Genomic DNA, 19,542 nt, shown 5'->3' on the forward strand with positions numbered 1-19,542 from the left:
CCGCCTTGATGTCAAAAATAATGGGCGACGCATTAAAACACATTCCGTCGCCGAACCCGCCTACTGGCGTGCAGGCACCGGCCACAAGGCGATCAACAGCAGCAGCAAGGCGGCCATCAGGTACGGCAGGCGCGGGTCCAGGGCGTAGATCAGGGTGCCGGCCAGCGGCCCGATCACCGTGCCCAGGGCCTGTGCCGCGCCCACAGAGCCTGCGGTCGCGCCCTGTTCACCGGCATCCACCGCGTTCGCCGCCAGCGCCTGGAACGCCGGGAACACCCAGCCCATGCCGGCCGCAGCGACGAAGTAGCACGCCCACAGCATGCCCACGCTGTCGGCCAGGGCGCCGCTGGCAAAACCCAGCGCACTGATGCAGCCGCCCACGCGGATCATGCGCAGCGGCGGCCATTGCAGCTTGCTCACCAGCACCTGCGAGAAGATCAGCGCCGCACCCACCATGGTCAGGGCAATGCCCGCCGCCTGGGCGGCATCGGCAGGCGCCAGGCCCAGGCGGTCAAGGGCAAAGAAGCCTACGGTGATCTGCGCCAGCGACACGCACAGCATCGCCACGAAGGCCACCGTGAGCGGGCGAAGCAGGCGCGGGTCGGTCAGGCTGACGGGGCGGGGCGGTTGCCTCAGGTGCAGCTCCTGACCCTTGAGCTTGAACTGCAGTACCAGCAATGCCAGCAGTGGCAGCACCGACATCGCATAGAACGGCAGGCTCAGGCTGTGGCGCGCCAGCAGCGCGGCCAGTGCCGGGCCCATCACCAGGCCCACGGCGTTCGCCGCACCCAGCGAGGCCATGGCGCGGGCGCGCTGTTGCGGTTGCATGTTGTCGGCAATCAGCGCGGCGCAGCCGACCGGCAGGGCGGCATAGAACGCACCGATCAGGCCGCGGCCGATCACCAGCGCGGCAAAGGCCAGGGAGGTGGCCGGCAGGTAGCGCAGCGCGCCATCGATGAACAGGCACAGGGCCCAATAGGCCAGGGTGAACCCCGCGGTGCCCACCAGCAGCACCCGGCGGCGACCGAAGCGGTCGCTGGCCCGGCCCCAGGGGCGCGCCAGCAGCATCCACACCACCCCGGCTACCGTGACCGCCGCCCCCGCCTGCCAGGCTGCCAGGCCCAGCACGCGGGCGATGGGGCCGATCAGGGCGACGAAGGCCATCATCGCCATGGTGCAGGCCATGTTGACCACCATCAGCGGACGCAGGTCGAAGGCGGGGGTTTTGAGCAGCGGGGGTTGCTGGGCGGTGTTCATGGCTATCCAAGGCAGAGGAGCAGGGCGGCCATTGTGCCGCAGCTGTCCCCAAGGCTAAAGTCTGTAAACGATAGTAATAATCATTTAATTGACTTCAGCCTTGTTGCTGTGGGTTAGAAGTCGCCTTGCAGGGTCACCATCAGGTTGCGCGGCTCGCCATAGAAGTTGCCCCAGCCAGCGGCGCCGACGCTGCTGTAGTAGTGCTTGTCGAACAGGTTGTTGCCGTTGAGGGCCAGGCTCCAGTTGTCATCCAGGCGATAGCCGATGCGGGCGCTCCACAGGGCGTAGCCGGGCTGCACCATCTTGGTGTTGCGGTCCACGAAGTGGTTGGCACTCTGCGCGCTGACCCCGCCGCCCACGCTCCAGCGCTGCAGGGCGCCGTCCAGGTCGTAGTTGGTCCATACACGCGCCATGTGCCTGGGCACGTAGCTGGCGGTGAAGGTGGCGTCCTGGCGTTCGTCGTCGATGCGCTTGAGGTATTCGACCTGGGTGTAGGTGTAGCCGGCCAGCACCTGCAGGCGCTCGATCAGCTCACCGCTCAGCTCGGCCTCGAAGCCCTGGGCGCGCACCTTGCCGCTGTCGGTGTAGCAGAAACCGTCGGACGACCCGCCGCATACCGTGTTGTAGTCAGCCTCGGCGCGACCCTGCTCGGTGTTGCGGAACAGGTTGAAGGCGCCATTGAGGCGACCCTGGTACCACTCGGCCTTGACCCCCACCTCATAGCTGGCACCGGTCTTGGGCTTGAGCGAGCTGCCGTCGGCCTTGGTGTAGGTGCTTTGCGGCTGGAAGATGTCGGCGTAGCTGGCGTACACCGACCAGGTGTCGTCCAGGTCGTAGATCAACGCGGCGAACGGCGTCACCTGGCCGTTTTCCTGGCTGCGGTTGCGCTGCCAGTAGTCCCAGGCCTGGGTGTAGCTGTCGCTGCTGTTGCGGTACCAGCTGACGCGGCTGCCGAGCACGGCGGTGAGGGGCTCGGCCAGCTTCAGGCGCAGGGTGGCGTAGGTGCCGAACTGACGGGTGTCGGAGGTCACCGGAATCGGCCCGCCGCGGTAGGACTCCTTCTCGTAGACCGAGTCACCCGGCTTGGGGATGTGCGGGTTGGGGTTGAACGGGTTCTGGGTGACGCCGTACAGCTCGGTCAGGTTGATCAGTTCGTAGCGGTCGCGGCCCTTGGAGCGGCTGGCGTTGGCGCCGACGATGATCTCGTGCTCCAGGCCCCAGGCCTGGAAATGGCCGTCCAGGTTGGCGTCGAAGCCGTAGTCGTCCTGGTCGTAGTCGAACAGCCCGGAGTACAGCTTCGAGGCGCCCTGGGTACTGCCCACCGGCACGGTGCCTTCGCCCATGGCGTATTGCATGTTCTGGTCGTTGTGGGTGTACATCGAGGCGACCTTGAGCGCCCAGTCTGCGTTGAAACGGTGGGTAAGGTCGGCGAACAGGCTGGTTCGCTCGCTGTCCCAGTGGTTCCACGACGCGCCCAGGCAGGTGGAGCGCGACAGCTTCAGGTCGCTGCCGTCGCTGTAGCGCGGCAGGCCCTGCCAGCAGGGCTTGGCGTCGAGCTTTTCGTAGGCCAGGCCCAGGCCCAGGGTGGTGTCCTCGTTCAGGTCGTAGTCCAGTGCGCCGTACACCACCTGGTCTTCGCGCTCGCCGATGTCGTAGAAGTACTTGCGGTCCTGCTGGGCGACCACGGCGCGCCCGCGCAGGGTGCCGGCGTCGTTGAGCGGGCCGCCGGTGTCGACCTGGGCGCGGTAGTTGTCCCAGGTGCCGGCCGACAGCGTGACGTGGGTGGCGGCCTTGTCCTGGCCGCGCTTGCGAATGAAGTTGACCCCGCCGGCCGAGCTGCCGGCGCCTTTCATCATGCCGGCGGCGCCGCGCATGATCTCGACGCGGTCGTAATAGGCCATGTCGCTGGAGAAGCTGTTGGCCTGCACGTAGTTGCCGCCCACATCCAGCGGTACGCCGTCGTACTGGTACTGGCCGGCGATCATGAAGCCGCGCGAGTAGAAGTACTTGCCGCCCATGGGCGAGTCGTGAACGGTGATGCCGGGGGTTTTCTCCATCACCTGTTCGAGGCTGGTGAGGTTCTGTTCGTCCATCATCTTGCGCGTGATGACCGTGACCGACTGCGGGGTTTCGCGCAGCGAATGCTGACCCTTGCCGATGCTGACGCTGCGCACGGTGTAGCTGTCGGTGCTGTCGCCGGTGCTGCTGGTGCGGGTGCCGTCGACATTGGTGGCGCCCAGTTCCAGGGCGCCGTTGCTGCTGGGGGCCGGGCGCAGCGAGTAGCTGCCGTCGCCTTGTGGGAAGGCTTGCAGCCCGCTGCCGGCCAGGATGCGGCCGAGGCCGTCGAGGGTGGCGTACTGGCCTTGCAGGCCGGGGCTCTGCTTGCCGCGGGTGAGGGCGGCGTCGTAGGACAGGTTGAGGCTGCTGGCGGCGGCGAAGGCGCCGAGCACGCTGGCCAGCGAACCGGCCGGAATGTTGTAGGCCGTGCGGCTGCTGCTGACTTCATCGGCCATCGCCGAGGGGGCTGGCAGCACGCTGGCGGCCATGGCGGCGGCCAGCAGGTGGGCGGGGAGCAAGCGGGGGGAACGGGGTGACATGGGGGCCTCGTCGGATGCAGAAGGGATGCGCGAAAGGGGGTGTTTCAGACAAGGCGGATGAGAATGAGAAAAGGTACCGCGGGGGGAGGAATTTTTTTTGCTGCATCAAACACTGAGCTGTGCAGGTCAAGAGCCGGCCAGACAAGGCCGGCGCCTACATCACCCGCACCCAGTACCGACCATGCCGCTCGATTCGCAAATCGAACGAGCGCGCCAGCGCCGACAGCGCCGCATCACTGTCGGTCAACGAGAAGTTGCCCGACACACGCTGCTCTGCCAGCTGCGGCGCATAGGTCAGCAACCCCGGCCGGTACCGCCCCAGCTCGTCGAGCAGATCACCCAGCCGCCAGTTCTCCACCACCAGTTGCCCCAGGCTCCACGCCGCCTGGGCGGCCGATGCCAGCTGCGGGCTATCCACCCGCTGATCACTGAACCCGCACGCCTGCCCGCTCTCCAGGCGCTGCGCCTCCCCCAGCAAGGGGCTGACCCGCACCGCATGCTCGAACACCTCGACCTCGCTGCGCCCGGCCTGCTGCGCCACGCTGAAGCGCGTGCCCAACGCCTGCACCACGCCCTGCGCGGTCTGCACCCGCAACGGCCGCTGCTGCACATCCTTGCCACTGGTAAGCAGGATCCGCCCGCGCACCAGCTGAATCAGCCGTTGCCGGCTATCGAAGCGAATGTTCACCGCCGACGTCGTATCGAGCACCAGCTGGCTACCGTCGGCCAGGGTGACGCTGCGAATTTCACCCGTGCCACTGTGCACGTCCGCCAGCAACGCCTGCGCCGGAGTACTGCGGTAGCTGGCCCAGCCACCCAGCCCCAGCCCGGTCGCCAGCAGCAGCCCCTTGACCACGCCGCGGCGGGTCAGGCCCTGGGCTTCGGCACGCTTGAAGGCATCGAACGCCAGCCCACCCGGCACACTGGCCAGTTGCCCATGCAACTGCTCGACCCGGGCCCAGGCCCAGCCGTTCTGCGGGGCACTGTCCAACCATGCCCGCCAGGCCCGTTCCAGGCCGGGGCTGGCATCGCCGGCCATGCGCTGCACATGCCAGCGGGCGGCTTCCTTGAGCGCCTGGCGCTGCGCTTCGCGGTCGTTGCTCATGGCTGCTCGTCGAAGGCGAGCAGCAGGCAGCGCTCGGTGGTCTTGTACATGTACTTCTTCACCGAACTGAGCGAAACGCCCAGCGTCGTGGCGATTTCGCCATAGGTCATGCCCAGCCAGTTGGCCATCAGGAACGCCTGGCGCGCCTTGGCGCCGCACCCGGCCAGCAGACGGTCGACTTCGCGCAGGGTCTCGAGAATCAGCAGGCGCTCTTCCAGCGAGATCTCCTCGTACACCGGCTGGGCGGCCAGGGCTTGGAGGTAAGCCTGTTCGAGCTTCTGGCGCCGGAAGTGGTCGATCATCACCCGCCGCGCCACGGTCGCCAGGTAGCTGCGCGGCTCGCGCAGCAGGCGCACCAGCTCCAGCGACTCGGACGAGGCGAGGATGCGCACGAAGGTGTCCTGCATCAGGTCGGCGGCGCGCTGCGGGCAGCTCAGGCGCCGGCGCAGCCAATGCTGCAACCACAGGTGATGGTGCTGGTAGAGCTGGCCGACTTCGGCGTTGGCGGGTGAGGTGGGGGCGCTCATCCTGGCGACTTCCGGGGAAAAAGGATGCAGATGATAAGCATTCCCAAGAATGTTAGGAAGAGGGCAGGTGAAATAGCGCTGGGCGCATCGCGGGCTTGCCCCGCGAAAGGGCCGCCACGCGGCCCCTTGGCGGTTACCACAACGCCAGCGTATACCCCACGATCAAGCGGTTCTCGTCGATATCGCTGGTCAACCCGCCACTGGAACGGAACGTCGCATTGCGCAATCGCACGCTCACGTTCTTCAGCGGCCCGCTCTGCACCACATAGGCGATGTCGGTGTCGCGCTCCCATTCCTTGCCGCCGCTCACCGTCGCGGTCTGGATATGGCTGCCATTCACATAGCGGGTCATGAAGCTCAGCCCCGGCAGCCCCAGCGCGGCGAAGTTGTAGTCGTAGCGCGCCTGCCACGCATCGGTTTCGGCCTTGGTGAACACATTCACCGTCACCAGGTTGACCGAGTACGGGTCCAGCCCCGGGTAGGCGAAGTCGCCGTCCCCCGAGAGGTTCTGGTAGCCCAGGCCGAATTTGTGCGCGCCCACGCCCAGGGTCAGTATGCCGTTGAAGAAGCGGTTGTCGATGCGCCCGCCGTCCACCCGCGCAGCGGAACGCAGGTTGGCGCTGCCTTGTTCGCGGGTGTCGAAGTAGCGCAGGTCGCTGCGCAGGCTCACGCCTTCGGCCAGCGGCAGGTCATGCACCAGCCCGGCGTAGTGCTGGCGGTAGAGGTCGTGCATCTGTGCGTAGTAGTAGCTCAGCGCCAGATTGGGGCGCAGCGCGTAGGTGCCGCCTGCCAGGTCCAGGTGGCTGCTCTGGACACCGGCATAGCTCATCTGGTCGTTGCTCGAGGAGTCGCGCAGGTTCTGTTTTTCCAGGCGGCCCACGTTCAGGGTCAGGCCGTCTATGTCCTGCGAGGTCAGCAGGCTGCCGTTGTAGGTCGAGGGCAGCAGGCGCACGTCGTTGATCGAGGCAACCGGCAAGGTGGGCTGCAAGGTGCCGAGCTTGAGCACGCTCTTGCCCAGGCGCAGCTTGGCGGTCAGGCCCAGTTCGCTGTAGTCGTGCGCCGGCTCCTGGCTGGCGCCGAACGGCAGCAGGCCGGTGCCCCGGCGCGCCTTGCTGGAGTCGAGCTTCAGGCCCAGCTCGCCCAGCGCATCCAGGCCAACGCCCAGAGTGCCTTCGGTGTAACCCGATTCCATGCGCAGGATGAAGCCCTGGGCCCACTCCCGCGCCTGGCTCTGGGGCGCGGCGTGCTGGCGAAAGTCGCGGCTGAAATAGAAGTTGCGGGCCTCCAGGCTGGCCTTGCTGTCCTGGATGAAATCGGCCTGCACAAGCAACGGCGCAAGCGCGGCGCACAGGCCGGCGCTGGCCGTCAGGGGACGGCGGGATAACGACATGCAATCTACCTTTTGTTGTTGTTCTGGCGGCAGCCGCTGCTGCGGTGCGGGCATATAATTAACATATTATCTTTTTGCCCCGAAAGCCTTTGCAGGCTTGCGAGCGAAAAAAGTTAACGTGTTAACGTTATGCCCTTTGCCAGGTAGGTTGCTTGTTGCTGCGCCGGCGCGCTCAGCGCCCCGGCCACATGCTGCGCAACACGCCATCGCGGCGGACAAAACCGTGCACCAGTGCGGCGGCGATATGCACCAGCACCGTGGCAAACAGCAGGTACGCCAGCCAGCCGTGCAGGGCGCGCAGCAGGGCGTACAGGCGCAGGTCGTGGGGCGCGATGGCCGGCAGTTGCCACGGCAGCGGGTAGCCACCGGCCGATTGCATGCCCCAGCCGATCAGCGGCATGCCCAGCATCAACCCGTACAGCAGCAGGTGCGAAGCCTTGGCGGCCCACTGCTGCAGGCGTGGCAGGTCGCTGGGCAGGGGCGGGGTGGCGTAACGCAGGCGTGTGGCGATGCGCACCACCACCAGCACCAGCAGGGCCAGGCCGATGGCCTTGTGCAGGCTGACCAGCCAGGGGTGGCGGGGCGAGAGGTCGGCGACCATGCTCACGCCGACAAACAGCATCGCCAGGATCAACACGGCCATCAGCCAGTGCAGCAGGCGCGCCAACGGGTGGAAGCGGGTGGACGGGTGCAGGTTCATGGGTGGGCCCCCAGGGCGGTTTCGCGGCTGCGCCGGTTGAAGGATTCGGCATAGGCGGCCGAGCGGGCGGCCAGGATCGGGTCGGCCGAGGCCTGGATGCCGTCGGGCAGTATCAGCGGGTCGAAGTTCAGGTCACGGCATTCGCCCTGCTCGGGCGCATCGACGTGGTCGATCACCAGGGTGCCGGCATCGACCTGCTGGCGGGTGACGGGCCAGGGGCGCGCGGGGTCGTCCACCGGGTCGTCGGCGCCGGCCAGGGTCAGGCGCAGGGTCCAGCGCAGCGGGCCCTTGGCCAGGCGTTGCTGCAGGTCGTGCTGAAGGAAGTTCCTGTCGTCGACCTGGGCTGGCAACGGGGCGAAGTCGCTGTGCGGCTGCAGGCTCCAGCGCACGTACTGCACCTTGCCCGCCGCATCCACCAGGCGAAACGCGTTGATGCTGTTGAAGGCCGAGCTGGCAAAGCTGTCGGAGGGCTTGTAGTCCCTGGCCCACTGGCGGAAGGCGGCGCTTTCGGGATGCCTGGCGAAAAACGCCTGCAGGGCCGCCGGGTCCGGCTTGCCGGTGGCCGGGTCGGGCGTCGAGGCCAGCACCTGTTCGTAGAACCCTGCGGCATCGCTGACGGCCAGCACTGGCGGGGTGTTCATGCCGGTACGCCAGCGCTGACCGTCGTCGCTGCTGAACTGCAGCGCCAGGCTGCGGGTGGCGACACTGGCGTCGGCGCTGAACGGGTTGGCGCCGCCGATGGCGAAACGTCCGATCACCGGCACTCTGGATTGGCTGAACACCCGGGCCCGCGACCAGCTGGCAGCCTGGCCGCTGCTGTCGAAATAGCCGCTCACGCACAGGCCCTTGGCGTGGTTCTTTCGATAGCCGGGGTAGTGCCCGGCCTGGGCCTCGAAGGTGTCGATGATACGTTGCGGGGTCAGGCGCTGCGGGCCGATCCAGCCGGCAGCGTAGGCAAAGCTTGCGCCCAGGGCGGCGATACCCAGGCCGATGACGGCCAGGCGCAGGGTGCGGGCGCGACCGTTTAACGGAGTGCTCATGGCGGCGATCCGGTCAGTGAATGAGCCGGTACGACGCACCGCACCAGGTTTTATTCCACGCCGGCGGGAATAAATTTCGGCGGCGAGCGTCTGCCTCGTACACTGACTGCCAGCCGCCCAGAACCCCGACCATGAACGATCTTGATGACGAACAGTTGCGCGACATGCTCCAGCGCCTGCGCCGCTTTGCCTTGTGGCTGACCCGCGAGGCCAGCAGCGCCGACGACCTGGTGCAGGCCACGGTGGAGCGCGCCCTGAGCCGGCGCGGCCAGCAGCGTGGCGGTGACAGCCTGCGCGCCTGGCTGTTCGCGATCCTGTACCGGCTGTTCATCGACGCCAAGCGCCGCGAGCGCCGGCATGCCCGTTGGCTGGCGTGGTTCGGGCGCGACGAGGCGGTGGGCAGCAGCACCGAGGATATCGTGCTCGCCGAGTCGGGCCTGGCCGCATTCGCGCGCCTGCCCACCGAGCAACGGGCGCTGTTGCTGCTGGTGAGTGTCGAGGGCCTGAGCTACAAGGAGGCCGCCCAGGCCCTGGACGTGCCCATCGGCACGGTGATGTCGCGCCTGTCGCGGGCGCGTGCGGCAATGCGAGAACTGGCCGAGGGCAATACGCCGCCCCCGGCATTGCGGAGGTTGAAATGAGCCGGCTGATCCCGTCCGAAGACGAGTTGCACGCCTATGTCGACGAACGCCTCGAGACGGCGCGCCGCCGCGAGGTGGAACTGTACCTGGCAGCCCACCCCGAGCAGGCGGCGCGGGTCGAGGGCTGGCGCGCCGATGCACGCCTGCTGCGCACCGCCCTGGCCGGGCTGGCCGAGCAGCCCGCGAACCCGCGGCTCGACCCGGCAGCCGTGCGCCGCGCCGTGCGCCAGCGCCATCGCCGCCAATGGGCCAGCGCGGCGATGCTGCTGGTGGCACTGGGCATCGGTGGCCTGGGCGGCTGGCAGGCGCGCGAGTCGAGCCTGCAGGCGGGCCTTGCACCGATGGCCGATGCCGTGCAGGCGCACCGCCTGTTTGCCCAGTCGGGCACATTGGACCTGAACGTGCAGCGGCCGGGGCAATTGCAGGCCTGGCTGGGCGAGCACTTTGCCCAGGCAGGGCAGTTGCCGGACCTCTCGGCCTATGGCTTCACGCCGGTGGGCGCGCGGTTGCTCAGCAACGAGCAGGGGCCGGCGGCGCTGCTGCTGTTTCAGGATGCCAGCGGCGAGCGGGTCAGCCTGTTCCTGCGCTCGCCCGGCGAGCACTATGCGCGCATGCCCAGTGGCGAGCGGGTGGACGGCGAGTTGCAGGCCCGCTACTGGTCGCAGGGCGCCTACAACTACGCGCTGGTCAGCCCGGCAGCAGAGCCGCGTGCCGCGCAGTTGCGCCAGGCACTGGGGATTGCCCTGTAGCCGGTGCGAACAGGTCCATGAAGTGGCGTGCCTGCGGGGTGCTCTGCTCCCCCGGGCACACCATGTACAGGCCCAGCGGCGGGGTGTCGTGCAGGGCACAGAAGTGCACGCCGTCCTGGCGGTTGGCCCGCGCCGCCGCCTGCGGCACCAGGGCCACGCCGAACCCGCAGCCCACCAGGCTGACCAGTGTCTGCATCTGCGCCGCCTGCTGGCTGATGCGCGGGGTGAAGCCGGCGCGTTCGCACAGGCTCAGCATCTGCTGGTGAAAGCCGCTGCCCAGGGCCGGCGGGGTGAACACGAAGTCTTCGTCTGCGGCCTCGCTCAGGTGCACCGGGCCACCGTGGGCCAGTCGGTGCCCGGCAGGCACCGCCAGCAGCAGCGGCTCGTCGAGGATCAGCCGGCTGTGCAGGCGCTCGCTCAGCCCCGGCAACTGGCGCATGAAAGCCACGTCCAGTTCACCACCCAGCACGCCCTCGGCCAGTTGCGCCGAGGGTTGCTGCTGCAGGCTCAGGCGCACCTTGGGCCACTGCGTGCGAAACCGGCGCAGGGCCTCGAGCAGCGGCGGGTAGCCGGCCAGTGCCAGGCTGCCGATGCGCAGGTGCCCGCTGACCCCGTCGGCCACCTCGCGGGCGTGTTCGGCGCCCTGGTCCAGCAGGCTCAGGGTGGCGCGCGCGGTCTCGACGAAGGCCTGGCCGGCGCCGGTCAGGCACACCCCGCGCGAGTGACGTACCAGCAGCGTGCAACCTAGCTTCTGTTCCAGCCGCGCAATCGCCTGGCTCAGCGGTGGCTGGGCCATGTGCAGGCGTTCGGCGGCGCGGTGGATGTGCAGTTCTTCGGCAACGACGATGAACTGGCGTAACAGGCGGGTCTCGATCATGGCGGCGTCCCTGGCGCGGTGCGATATCTGACGGGTATCGGAACCGGCCTTCGATAATATTCAACTTTGCGCGGCGCGCTCGATAGGCTCGACGACTTTACAGGAGAGCGCCCATGAACTTCACCCATCGCACCTTTCTCGTCACCGGCGCCGCCCGCGGCCTGGGGCTTGCCTACGCCAGGGCCCTGGCCGAACGCGGCGCGCGGGTGGTCATTACCGACCGCGGCGCCGACCGCGCCGGCTGCGGCACCGACCCCGGCCCGGTCGAACAGGCGGCCCAGGCCCTGCGGGCGGCGGGGCACCAGGTACTCGGGCACTGCGCCGAGCTGGCCGATGAATCGGCCTGTGAGGCGCTGGTGGCACGCACTGTGGAGCAGTTCGGCGGTCTCGACGGGGTGATCCACAACGCCGGCTGGGTGGGGTACCAGCCAATCGAGCAGGTGGATGCAGGCTTTGTCGAGCGCGCCCTGGCGATCAACGTGCAGGCGCCCTTGTGGCTGTGCAAGCACGCCTGGCCGCACCTGAAGGCCAGCGCCGCGCCGCGGGTGGTGCTGACGACCTCCGACCGGGCGATGTATGCGTGCTACGCGCAGACCGGGCTGGCGGCCTATGCCGCCGGCAAGATGGCGCAGTTGGGCATCATGAATGCCTTGAGCGAAGAGGGCGCCGCACACGGCATTCTGGTCAACGCGGTTTCGCCGGTGGCGCGCACGCGCATGTGGGGCGAGGAGGGCGAGCCGGATGACCTCAAGCCCGAGTGGGTGGTGCCGGGGGTGGTGTACCTGGTGTCGGACGCGTGCCAGGTGACGGGGCAGGTGCTGCGCGCCAGCAACGGGCAGTTCGTGGCCACGCGCTTCGAGGAGCAGGCGGGGGTCACCTACCCGAGGGATCTGCGCGGGGTCGAGGCGCAGCAGCCCGAGCAGGTGGCGCAGTGCTGGGCGGCGCACGGAATCTGAGGCATCGCCGGGGGATCGCGCCTACTCTTTCAGGCAGACCGTTTGCCATTGCGACCGGCCACCTGATAAAACCTGTATGCAGCATTGCGTCAGGCGTTAATACCCCGATGCCACAGCCGTTCGCTGGCGTCGTACATATGGAATCCAGAATGACCCCAAGACACGTAATCAACGCATCTGTCAGCCCCAAAGGCAGCCTGGAGACACTCTCCCAACGTGAAGTGCAGCAACTGAGCGAAGCCGGTTCCGGCAGCATCTACACCCTGTTCCGCCAGTGCGCCCTGGCCATCCTCAATACCGGCGCCCACGTCGACAACGCCAAGACCATTCTCGACGCCTACAAGGACTTCGAAGTCCGTATCCACCAGCAGGACCGCGGCGTGCGCCTTGAGCTGCTGAACGCGCCGGCCGACGCCTTCGTCGATGGCGAAATGATCGCCAGCACCCGCGAAATGCTGTTCAGCGCCCTGCGCGACATCGTCTACACCGAAAGCGAGCTGGACCGCATGGGCATCGACCTGGAAAGCTCCCAGGGCATCACCGACTACGTCTTCCAGCTGCTGCGCAACGCGCGCACCCTGCGCCCGGGCGTGGAGCCGAAGATGGTGGTGTGCTGGGGCGGCCACTCGATCAGCACCGAGGAATACCAGTACACCAAGAAGGTCGGCCACGAGCTGGGCCTGCGCAAGCTGGACATCTGCACCGGCTGCGGGCCGGGCGTGATGAAGGGGCCTATGAAGGGCGCCACCATCGCCCACGCCAAGCAGCGCATGAGCATCGGTCGCTACCTGGGCCTGACCGAGCCGGGCATCATCGCCGCCGAGGCGCCGAACCCGATCGTCAACGAGCTGGTGATTCTGCCGGACATCGAAAAGCGCCTGGAAGCCTTCGTGCGCGTGGGCCACGGCATCATCATCTTCCCTGGTGGCGCAGGCACGGCCGAGGAGTTCCTGTACCTGCTGGGCATCCTGATGCACCCGGAAAACCGCGACCTGCCGTTCCCGGTGATCCTCACCGGCCCGCGCAGCGCCGAGGCGTACCTGCAGCAGTTGCATGATTTTGTCGGCGCCACCCTGGGCGAGGCGGCCCATGCGCTGTACGAGATCATCATCGACGACCCGGCCCAGGTGGCGCGGCAGATGACCGAGGGGCTCAGGCAGGTCAAGCAGTTCCGCCGCGAGCGCAACGATGCGTTCCACTTCAACTGGATGCTGAAGATCGAAGAGGGCTTCCAGCGCCCGTTCGACCCGACCCACGCCAACATGGCCAGCCTGCAGCTGAGCCGCGACTTGCCGGCGCACGAGCTGGCGGCGAACCTGCGCCGTGCGTTCTCCGGGATCGTGGCGGGCAACGTGAAGGACAAGGGCATTCGCCTGATCGAGGAGCATGGGCCGTACGAGATCCATGGCGATACCGCGATCATGCAGCCACTGGACAAGCTGTTGCAGGCGTTCGTGGAGCAGCATCGGATGAAGCTGCCGGGTGGGGCGGCGTATGAGCCGTGCTACCGCGTGGTGAGCTGAAGCTTCGCCGGCAAGGCCGGCTCCTACAGACGGTGCACGACCTGTAGGAGCCGGCCTTGCCGGCGAATGGGGCCAAAACGATCAGCCCTGCTGCAAGCGCCTGAGCACCAACCCGGTCAGCTCATCGATCATCGGCCGGAACGCTTCGGCCGTGCAGTGCTGCCCGAGCATCACGGTGCGTGTGGTGAGGTGCGAGAACAGCGCATCGAACAGCACGTGCGGCAGTTCCGACAGCGATGCATCCGCGGCCACTGCCCCTTGCCCGCGCTGGCCTTCGAGCAAGCGCAGAATCAGCGAATGCCACACCTGCGGGCCATGCTCGTACCAGGTCTGGCCCACTTCGGGCACATGCGCCGTGCCATTGACCACCAGGCGGTAGAACGCCACGTGCCGCGGGCTGGTGACCACCGCCACCAACTGGTCGAGGATCAGCCGCAGCCCCTCGGCCAGGCCCACGGTGCTGGTGTCCAGCTGGCGCAGGTCGATGATGAAGTCGTCGCACAGGTACTCCACCACCGCCACCAGCAGCTCGTTCTTGCTGCCGAAGTAGCGGTAGATGGTGGCCTTGGAACCGCCTGCCGCGGCGACGATGGCGTCCATGCTGACGCCATCGTAACCGTGCTCCAGAAACAGCTCGCTGGCGGTCACCAGCAGGTTGCGCCTGCGCTCCACACTTCGGCTCGTAGGGGAAGTCGGGGCACGGTGCAACGGGGTCATGGGCGCTACTCTTTGTCAGGGAGCGCGTACGCTATCACGTAATCCCCGCGATCTGGAGACTGGCGCGCACCGCCGGCCACCACCACCACGTACTGACGGCCCGAGCGCGGCGACACGTAGCTCATCGGTGTGGCCTGGCCGCCGACCGGCAGGCGACCCTTCCACACTTCCTCGCCCGTGGCGATGTCCAGCGCCCGCAGGTAGTAGTCCTGGGTACCGGCATAGAACACCAGCCCGGCACCGGTGCTCACGCCGCCGCCCAGGGTGGGCATGCCCAGCGGGATCGGCAGGTTGGCACGCACGCCATTGATCACCGCGTCCTGCACCGTACCGGCCGGACGTTCCCAGACCTGCTTGCGGGTTTTCAGGTCGATGGCGGCGAACACGCCCCATGGCGGGCTCTGGCAGGGGATGCCCAGTGGCGAGTTGAAGGCCTTGTGGTCGATCACGAACGGCGTGCCGTCCATCGGGTAGGTACTGCCCACGCCGTGCCCGGACTTGAGGTGCGACAGGTCGACGTTTTCACGCTTGACCAGCTTGACCACCTGCGGGATGCGGATGTCGTTGAGGAACAGGTAGCCGTTGCGCTCGTCGATGGCCGCGCCGCCCCAGTTGAAGCCACCGTAGTAGCCCGGGTAGATCAGGGTGTCGCGGGTGCTCGGTGCGGTGAATTCACCCTCGTAGTTGAGTTCGCGGAAGTTGATGCGGCACATCAGCTGGTCGAAGAAGGTCGCGCCCCACATGTCCTGTTCGGTCAGCGGTTCGGCGCCCAGCGCCGGCATGCCTACCGAGTAGGGTTGGGTCTTGGCTACCCAGTCGCCTTCGGCATGGGCCTGGGGCACGGGTTTTTCGACCACGTCGGCAATCGGCTTGCCGGTGCGACGGTCGAGCAGGAAGATCTGCCCGCGCTTGGTCAGCTGGATCAGCGCGGGGATCTTGCCGCCCTTGCCGTCCGGCACGTCGTACAGCGCCGGCTGGGCAGCCACGTCGTAGTCCCAGATGTCGTGGTGCACGGTCTGGAAGGTCCAGCGCTCGCGGCCGGTGGCCATGTCCAGGGCAACCACGGCAGACGAGTATTTCTCGGTCAGCGCCGGGCGATCGCCACCCCAGAAATCGGGCTGCTGGTTGCCGGTAGGCAGGTAGACCAGGCCCAGTTCGTCATCGAACGCCGGGGTGGACCACATGTTCGGCGTGCTGCGGGTATAGGTTTCGCCCTCCGGTGGCAGCTTGGTGATGGCCGGGTTGCCCAGGTCCCACGCCCACACCAGTTCGCCGGTGTCGGCGCTGAAGGCACGCACCACGCCTGACGGTTCGTCGGTGGAGCGGCCATCGAAGACCCAGCCGCCGAGGATGATCAGGTTGCGTGCAACGGTGGGCGCGGAGGTGTAGGCGTAGTACGGCACGCCTTCATCCACCAGGCCCAGGCCCTGGGTCAGGTCGACCGAGCCCTTGTCGCCGAAGTCTTCGCACGGCTTGCCGGTGTCGGCGTCGATCTCGATCAGCCGTGCATCCATGGTGACCTGCACGATGCGCTTGGCGCACACACCACCCGTGGCGCGTGGGGCGGGTGCCAGGTCAGCGAACTGGAATGGCTTCTGGACCTTGGCCGGCTCGTAGTAGCCAAGGCCGCGGCAGCGGTTCCAGGTCTTGTCGTTGGCGGGCTTGGAGTCGAAGGTCCAGCGCTCCTTGCCGGTGTCGGCATCCAGCGCGATGACCTTGCTCAACGGGGTGCAGGTGTACACCGTGTCGGCGATCTGGATCGGCGTGTTCTGCGACTCGGAGGCGCCTTCGGCGATCTCGCCGGTGCGGTAGGTCCAGGCCACCTGGAGCTTGTCGATGTTGCCCTTGTTGATCTGGTCCAGCGGCGTGAAGCGCGTGCCCTGCGGGCCGTTGCTGTAGTGCTGCCAGTCCTGGGGGGCGCCGGCCGTGGTGGCCGGGGTGTCGAGCACAGGTTCCGTGGTGGCGTGCATGACCCCGTGCGGCACGAAGGTCGAGGCGCCGCCGGCCACCAGGGCCAGCCCGAACAGGGCGGCGCAGGCATGGCTGAGGCCACGTTGACGGCCGCCGCCCAGGTACGGATGCAACACCGCCGCCACCAGGCCGATCACCAGGAACGGCGCCAGGCGCGGCACCAGTGGCCAGAAGCGCAGGCCGACTTCCCACAGCGACCAGATGACGGTGGCGCCGAACACCAGCGCCATCAGGCCGGCGCCCAGCGGCTTGCGCCGGGCATAGAGCACACCGGCCAGCAGCATGCCCAGGCCGGCCAGCAGGTAGTACCACGAGCCGCCGAGGGTGGCCAGGCGCACACCGCCGACCGCCAGGGCCAGGCCACTGAGGCCGAGCAGGGTACCGAAGATATAAAAGGCAAGGCGAGTTGAAGCAGGGGCAGGGGCCCCCGGGTTATCTGTGTTTTTCATTCCTGTTTGTCCATGACACGACCCCAGCTGCGCGGGCATGGAGGCGTGGATTCATGTTTAGTACTGTACGGTACAGTTTTATTTTGAACCTGTTCAGGCGGCAATGAAAGACAAAATGTCGCACCGGTGAAATTTTTTGTGACAATCATCGGGATCAGGATGAACAGCAAGGGGAGTGCAGGCATGGTGTTGCAGGTGGTGGCGAGTACGCCCAGGACGTTGGTGGTGATGCCGGATGCGGTGTTGGCGCCGTGGGTGAACCAGGCGTTGATCGACAGCTTTGTGCTGCACCAGCCGTTTTTGCCGTGGGCCAAGGCCGCACCGGCGTTGCAGGACACGCGCAACAACCTGCGCCAGGCGTTGCTGGACCACGCGCGGGTGGAGGCCGAGAAACGTTACTTCATTCTCACGGCCGATCAGACCGCGGTGATTGGCTGTGCGGGACTGCACCCGGACCCTGCGGGCGAGCATGCGCATGTGCTGGGGTACTGGGCCAACGTCGGGTACAGCGGGCAGGGGTTGATGAGCGAAGGCATCGGCGCGCTGCTGGCGGCGCAGGATTTCGGCACCTTGCGCCTGACCGCGGCGTCGGTGAACGGCGCCAGCCATGGGCTGGCCAGGGCGCTGGGGTTCGAGGTGGTGCGGGTGGTGGAGGGTGTGCGCGATACACCGTGGCATGGGGTGCATGACACCTGGATATTCGAGCGCAGGGTTGAGGCATGACCGGGCCGGCCTCTTCGCCGGCAATGCCGGCTCCTACAGGTCCGTGCCTGCAGGAGCCAGAATGGCTGGCCACATCAGAAGGTGGCGCGCACGCTCAGGCGCAGGTTGCGCGGCTCGCCGTACCAGCCCTGGCTGTAGAAGCCGATCTGCTCGTAGTAACGCTTGTCGAACAGGTTGTCGACATGCGCACTGACACTCAGGTGGTCGTTGAGGGCGTAACGGCTCATCAGGCTGACCAGCGTGTAGCCGCCTTGCTCCAGGTCGGTGAAACCGCCCGGCATCGCCACGTCGCTGCGTGACACGCCACTGCGCCACGTCGCGCCACCGCCCACGGTCAGCTTGTCCAGCACACCGCCCAGACGGTAGGTGCTGAACAGCTTGGCCTGGGTGCGCGGGTGGTTGGTGTTGATCGCCTTGTCGTCAGCATTGCGGGCAATGAAGTGGGTGTAGCTGGCCGACAGGTTCCACTGCTCGGTGAGCTGTCCGGCCAGTTCCAGGTCGAAGCCGTCGACCCGCGCCCCGGTGCCGGCCTTGTACGCCTGCTCATTGGGGCGCCCCTCCACGTTCACCCCCGGGATCGCTTCGGCCAAACCCTCCTGCTGGGTGCGGTACACCGCCAGCGCTGCGTTCAGGCGACCGTCCAGGTAGCCGGCCTTGATGCCGGCCTCGTAGCTGTCACCGGTCACCGGGTCGAGGATGCTGCCGTCCGGCCCGCGCGCGTTCTGCTGGTTGAAGATGCTGGTGTAGCTGGTGTACAGGCTGTAGGTCGAGTTCAGGTCATACACCAGCCCCGCGTAGGGCGTCACTTCGTTGCGGTAGCGGTACTGGCGCAGGCTGCCGTAGTAGTCCTGGTCGATTTCCCAGTTGCTGACCCGTGCGCCGAGTATCAGGTGCAGCGGGTCGGCCAGCGACAGGCGCGTTACCGCGTAGCCGCCGTTCTGCCGGGTGTGGGTGGCATCGCCCGAGGCACGCACGTTGGACCAGGCGGGCTCGGCAATGTGGTTGCTGTTCCAGTCCATGAAGTTGCCGGTATCCGGTACCGTGCCCAGCGGCCTGAACTGGTCGATGGTCAGGTCGTCGTCGATGCTCATCGCACCGAACGCCAGCTCGTGGCTGCGGCCCAGCAGCTGGAACGGCCCGCTGGCGGTCAGGTGCCAGTCGTCACGGGTGCGTTCGCCCTCGTACTTGAGGAAGCTGGCCGACATGCCGCGCCCGGTTTCGCGGTCCGGGTAGCCGCCGCGGTACAGGTAGCGCATGCGGTAGTTGCCTTCGAAGCGGCTGTAGGCGGCGCGCAGCTTCCAGTCGTTTTCCAGCTGGTGCTCGAGGTCGACGAAGGCGGTGGTGGACTCGGTGCCGAAGTAGCCCCACTTGGTGTTGTTGGCCGCCGAGCGGCCGAAGTCGGTACGCCCGCCGTCCTTGTAGAACAGCGGAAAGCCGCTGCCCATGCCGTCGGTTTCGTTCTTCTGGTACTCCAGGCTGGTGGTCAGCCGGGTGCGCGGGCCCAGTTCGCTGCTGACCACGCCGTACAAGGTGCGCGAGCCGTAGTCCAGGTAGCTGACGTGGCTGTCCTTCTGCGAATAGGCGGCCACCACCCGCGCGGCGATGCGCCCGTCCTCGGTCAGCGGGGCCGACACGTCCATATCACCCCGTCGCTCGTCCCAGCGCCCGATGCCCGCCGAGCCGCTGGCGGCGAACTCGGGCAGCGGGCGCTTGCGCACGAAGTTGACCGCCGCCGACGGGCTGCCGGCGCCGGTCAGCAGGCCGGTGGAGCCGCGCACGATCTCGACGCGATCATAGATGGCCGAGTCCATCTCGGTGGCGCCGAAGTTCCAGAAGCCGTTGATCGGCGAGGCCAGGCCGTCGAACTGGAAGTTGTCGATGGTGAAACCACGCGCCGAGAACGAAAGGCGATTGCTGTCGTTGCGCACATGGGAAATGCCCGGCGCGCTGTCGAGAATCTGCGCGGTGTTGCTCAGACCCTCGTCCTCGATCTGCTGGCGGGTCACCACGCTGACCGACTGCGGGGTTTCGCGGATCGACATCGGCAAGCCGATGGCGGTGGACATCGCGCCGGTGGTGTAGCTGGCGCTGCCTTCGGTGGTCTGCGGCCGGTACGCCTCGCCCTGTACGTCGGTGGCCTGCAGTGTCAGCACCGGCTTTTCGGCGGCCTCCTCGGCACTGGCCATCAGGGAGACAAAGGCCCCGCCCAGCAGGGCGATACGCACACTGCTGATCGGTCGGGTAGAGGGGGCAAGGCGGCGCTGCATGGGAATCGTTCTCCGCAGAGTATCGTTATCGTCTGCGTATTATTCACAGTTGC

General features: G+C 67.3%; 16 protein-coding genes and 1 pseudogene. 5 read left to right on the forward strand and 12 right to left on the reverse strand.

The genetic code is table 11. The features are described 5' to 3' along the window. Window positions 1-60 precede the first annotated feature (60 nt). The 7 genes from V9K84_RS05160 to V9K84_RS05190 form a co-directional block, all read right to left on the reverse strand. Window positions 61-1,257, reverse strand: a complete 1,197-nt coding sequence (locus V9K84_RS05160; protein WP_058541248.1) for an MFS transporter — start codon at window positions 1,255-1,257, stop codon at window positions 61-63. 113 nt (window positions 1,258-1,370) lie between these two features. Continuing rightward, window positions 1,371-3,803, reverse strand: coding sequence for a TonB-dependent siderophore receptor (locus tag V9K84_RS05165; protein ID WP_256582857.1), 2,433 nt, complete (start codon window positions 3,801-3,803; stop codon window positions 1,371-1,373). Between the two features lie 205 nt (window positions 3,804-4,008). Continuing rightward, the gene (locus tag V9K84_RS05170; RefSeq protein WP_088515181.1) at window positions 4,009-4,959 is read right to left on the reverse strand and encodes a FecR domain-containing protein; all 951 of its coding nucleotides are present in this window, start codon (window positions 4,957-4,959) and stop codon (window positions 4,009-4,011) included. Continuing rightward, a complete protein-coding gene (locus V9K84_RS05175) occupies window positions 4,956-5,486 on the reverse strand; it encodes a sigma-70 family RNA polymerase sigma factor (protein ID WP_088515180.1) in 531 nt (176 codons plus the stop codon). Before V9K84_RS05175 ends, V9K84_RS05170 begins: the two co-directional genes overlap by 4 nt. 133 nt (window positions 5,487-5,619) lie before the next feature. Beyond that, entirely contained in the window at window positions 5,620-6,876 is a 1,257-nt protein-coding gene (locus V9K84_RS05180) for an OprD family porin (RefSeq protein WP_088515179.1), read from the reverse strand. 172 nt (window positions 6,877-7,048) lie between these two features. Further along, on the reverse strand, window positions 7,049-7,576 hold the full coding sequence (locus V9K84_RS05185; protein ID WP_088515178.1) for a cytochrome b: 528 nt from the start codon (window positions 7,574-7,576) through the stop codon (window positions 7,049-7,051). Further along, window positions 7,573-8,616, reverse strand: coding sequence for a catalase family peroxidase (locus V9K84_RS05190; RefSeq protein ID WP_054915135.1), 1,044 nt, complete (start codon window positions 8,614-8,616; stop codon window positions 7,573-7,575). The genes V9K84_RS05185 and V9K84_RS05190 overlap by 4 nt, the downstream gene beginning before the upstream one ends. Window positions 8,617-8,747: 131 nt before the next feature. On the opposite strand from V9K84_RS05190, the gene V9K84_RS05195 reads away from it, so the two are divergent. Both V9K84_RS05195 and V9K84_RS05200 read left to right on the forward strand, forming a co-directional pair. Then, the gene (locus V9K84_RS05195) at window positions 8,748-9,257 is read left to right on the forward strand and encodes a sigma-70 family RNA polymerase sigma factor (RefSeq protein WP_088515177.1); all 510 of its coding nucleotides are present in this window, start codon (window positions 8,748-8,750) and stop codon (window positions 9,255-9,257) included. After that, the gene (locus V9K84_RS05200; protein WP_088515176.1) at window positions 9,254-10,006 is read left to right on the forward strand and encodes an anti-sigma factor; all 753 of its coding nucleotides are present in this window, start codon (window positions 9,254-9,256) and stop codon (window positions 10,004-10,006) included. The genes V9K84_RS05195 and V9K84_RS05200 overlap by 4 nt, the downstream gene beginning before the upstream one ends. On the opposite strand, the gene V9K84_RS05205 is transcribed toward V9K84_RS05200, so the two are convergent. Further along, a complete protein-coding gene (locus tag V9K84_RS05205) occupies window positions 9,945-10,883 on the reverse strand; it encodes a LysR substrate-binding domain-containing protein (RefSeq protein ID WP_088515175.1) in 939 nt (312 codons plus the stop codon). The genes V9K84_RS05200 and V9K84_RS05205 overlap by 62 nt on opposite strands. 113 nt (window positions 10,884-10,996) lie before the next feature. Between V9K84_RS05205 and V9K84_RS05210 the strand changes: the two genes are divergently transcribed. Continuing rightward, window positions 10,997-11,839 (forward strand): SDR family oxidoreductase, encoded by an 843-nt coding sequence (locus V9K84_RS05210; protein WP_043860911.1) that lies wholly within the window; start codon window positions 10,997-10,999, stop codon window positions 11,837-11,839. Between the two features lie 149 nt (window positions 11,840-11,988). Next, on the forward strand, window positions 11,989-13,362 hold the full coding sequence (gene ppnN / locus V9K84_RS05215; RefSeq protein ID WP_043860910.1) for a nucleotide 5'-monophosphate nucleosidase PpnN: 1,374 nt from the start codon (window positions 11,989-11,991) through the stop codon (window positions 13,360-13,362). A gap of 81 nt (window positions 13,363-13,443) precedes the next feature. On the opposite strand, the gene V9K84_RS05220 is transcribed toward ppnN, so the two are convergent. The 3 genes and pseudogenes from V9K84_RS05220 to V9K84_RS05230 all read right to left on the reverse strand — a co-directional run bounded on the left by V9K84_RS05220 (window position 13,444) and on the right by V9K84_RS05230 (window position 16,499). Next, on the reverse strand, window positions 13,444-13,884 hold the full coding sequence (locus V9K84_RS05220; protein ID WP_236177151.1) for a TetR/AcrR family transcriptional regulator C-terminal domain-containing protein: 441 nt from the start codon (window positions 13,882-13,884) through the stop codon (window positions 13,444-13,446). After that, window positions 13,867-14,098 (reverse strand): annotated as a pseudogene (locus V9K84_RS05225) (TetR/AcrR family transcriptional regulator); the annotation flags it as partial. The gene V9K84_RS05220 and the pseudogene V9K84_RS05225, both read right to left, overlap by 18 nt. Further along, a complete protein-coding gene (locus tag V9K84_RS05230; protein WP_088515174.1) occupies window positions 14,085-16,499 on the reverse strand; it encodes a membrane-bound PQQ-dependent dehydrogenase, glucose/quinate/shikimate family in 2,415 nt (804 codons plus the stop codon). The pseudogene V9K84_RS05225 and the gene V9K84_RS05230, both read right to left, overlap by 14 nt. Before the next feature lie 159 nt (window positions 16,500-16,658). Here V9K84_RS05230 and V9K84_RS05235 point away from each other — a divergent pair, with 159 nt between their 5' ends. After that, on the forward strand, window positions 16,659-17,222 hold the full coding sequence (locus V9K84_RS05235; protein ID WP_088515173.1) for a GNAT family protein: 564 nt from the start codon (window positions 16,659-16,661) through the stop codon (window positions 17,220-17,222). A 74-nt stretch (window positions 17,223-17,296) separates the two neighbouring features. Here the strand turns inward: V9K84_RS05235 and V9K84_RS05240 are convergent, their stop codons facing one another. Next, on the reverse strand, window positions 17,297-19,489 hold the full coding sequence (locus tag V9K84_RS05240) for a TonB-dependent siderophore receptor (protein ID WP_088515172.1): 2,193 nt from the start codon (window positions 19,487-19,489) through the stop codon (window positions 17,297-17,299). Between the last annotated feature and the right edge of the window lie 53 nt (window positions 19,490-19,542).

This window comes from Pseudomonas sp. AE27 (assembly GCF_037113495.1).
Taxonomy (GTDB): Bacteria; Pseudomonadota; Gammaproteobacteria; order Pseudomonadales; family Pseudomonadaceae; genus Aquipseudomonas; species Aquipseudomonas palmensis.

Coding starts and splice junctions, on each gene's coding strand:
- V9K84_RS05160 (WP_058541248.1), bottom strand. CDS start 1,257: ATGAACACCGCCCAGCAACCCCCGCTGCTCAAAACCCCCGCCTTCGAC.
- V9K84_RS05165 (WP_256582857.1), bottom strand. CDS start 3,803: ATGGCCGCCAGCGTGCTGCCAGCCCCCTCGGCGATGGCCGATGAAGTC.
- V9K84_RS05170 (WP_088515181.1), bottom strand. CDS start 4,959: ATGAGCAACGACCGCGAAGCGCAGCGCCAGGCGCTCAAGGAAGCCGCC.
- V9K84_RS05175 (WP_088515180.1), bottom strand. CDS start 5,486: ATGAGCGCCCCCACCTCACCCGCCAACGCCGAAGTCGGCCAGCTCTAC.
- V9K84_RS05180 (WP_088515179.1), bottom strand. CDS start 6,876: ATGTCGTTATCCCGCCGTCCCCTGACGGCCAGCGCCGGCCTGTGCGCC.
- V9K84_RS05185 (WP_088515178.1), bottom strand. CDS start 7,576: ATGAACCTGCACCCGTCCACCCGCTTCCACCCGTTGGCGCGCCTGCTG.
- V9K84_RS05190 (WP_054915135.1), bottom strand. CDS start 8,616: ATGAGCACTCCGTTAAACGGTCGCGCCCGCACCCTGCGCCTGGCCGTC.
- V9K84_RS05195 (WP_088515177.1), top strand. CDS start 8,748: ATGAACGATCTTGATGACGAACAGTTGCGCGACATGCTCCAGCGCCTG.
- V9K84_RS05200 (WP_088515176.1), top strand. CDS start 9,254: ATGAGCCGGCTGATCCCGTCCGAAGACGAGTTGCACGCCTATGTCGAC.
- V9K84_RS05205 (WP_088515175.1), bottom strand. CDS start 10,883: ATGATCGAGACCCGCCTGTTACGCCAGTTCATCGTCGTTGCCGAAGAA.
- V9K84_RS05210 (WP_043860911.1), top strand. CDS start 10,997: ATGAACTTCACCCATCGCACCTTTCTCGTCACCGGCGCCGCCCGCGGC.
- ppnN (WP_043860910.1), top strand. CDS start 11,989: ATGACCCCAAGACACGTAATCAACGCATCTGTCAGCCCCAAAGGCAGC.
- V9K84_RS05230 (WP_088515174.1), bottom strand. CDS start 16,499: ATGAAAAACACAGATAACCCGGGGGCCCCTGCCCCTGCTTCAACTCGC.
- V9K84_RS05235 (WP_088515173.1), top strand. CDS start 16,659: ATGAACAGCAAGGGGAGTGCAGGCATGGTGTTGCAGGTGGTGGCGAGT.
- V9K84_RS05240 (WP_088515172.1), bottom strand. CDS start 19,489: ATGCAGCGCCGCCTTGCCCCCTCTACCCGACCGATCAGCAGTGTGCGT.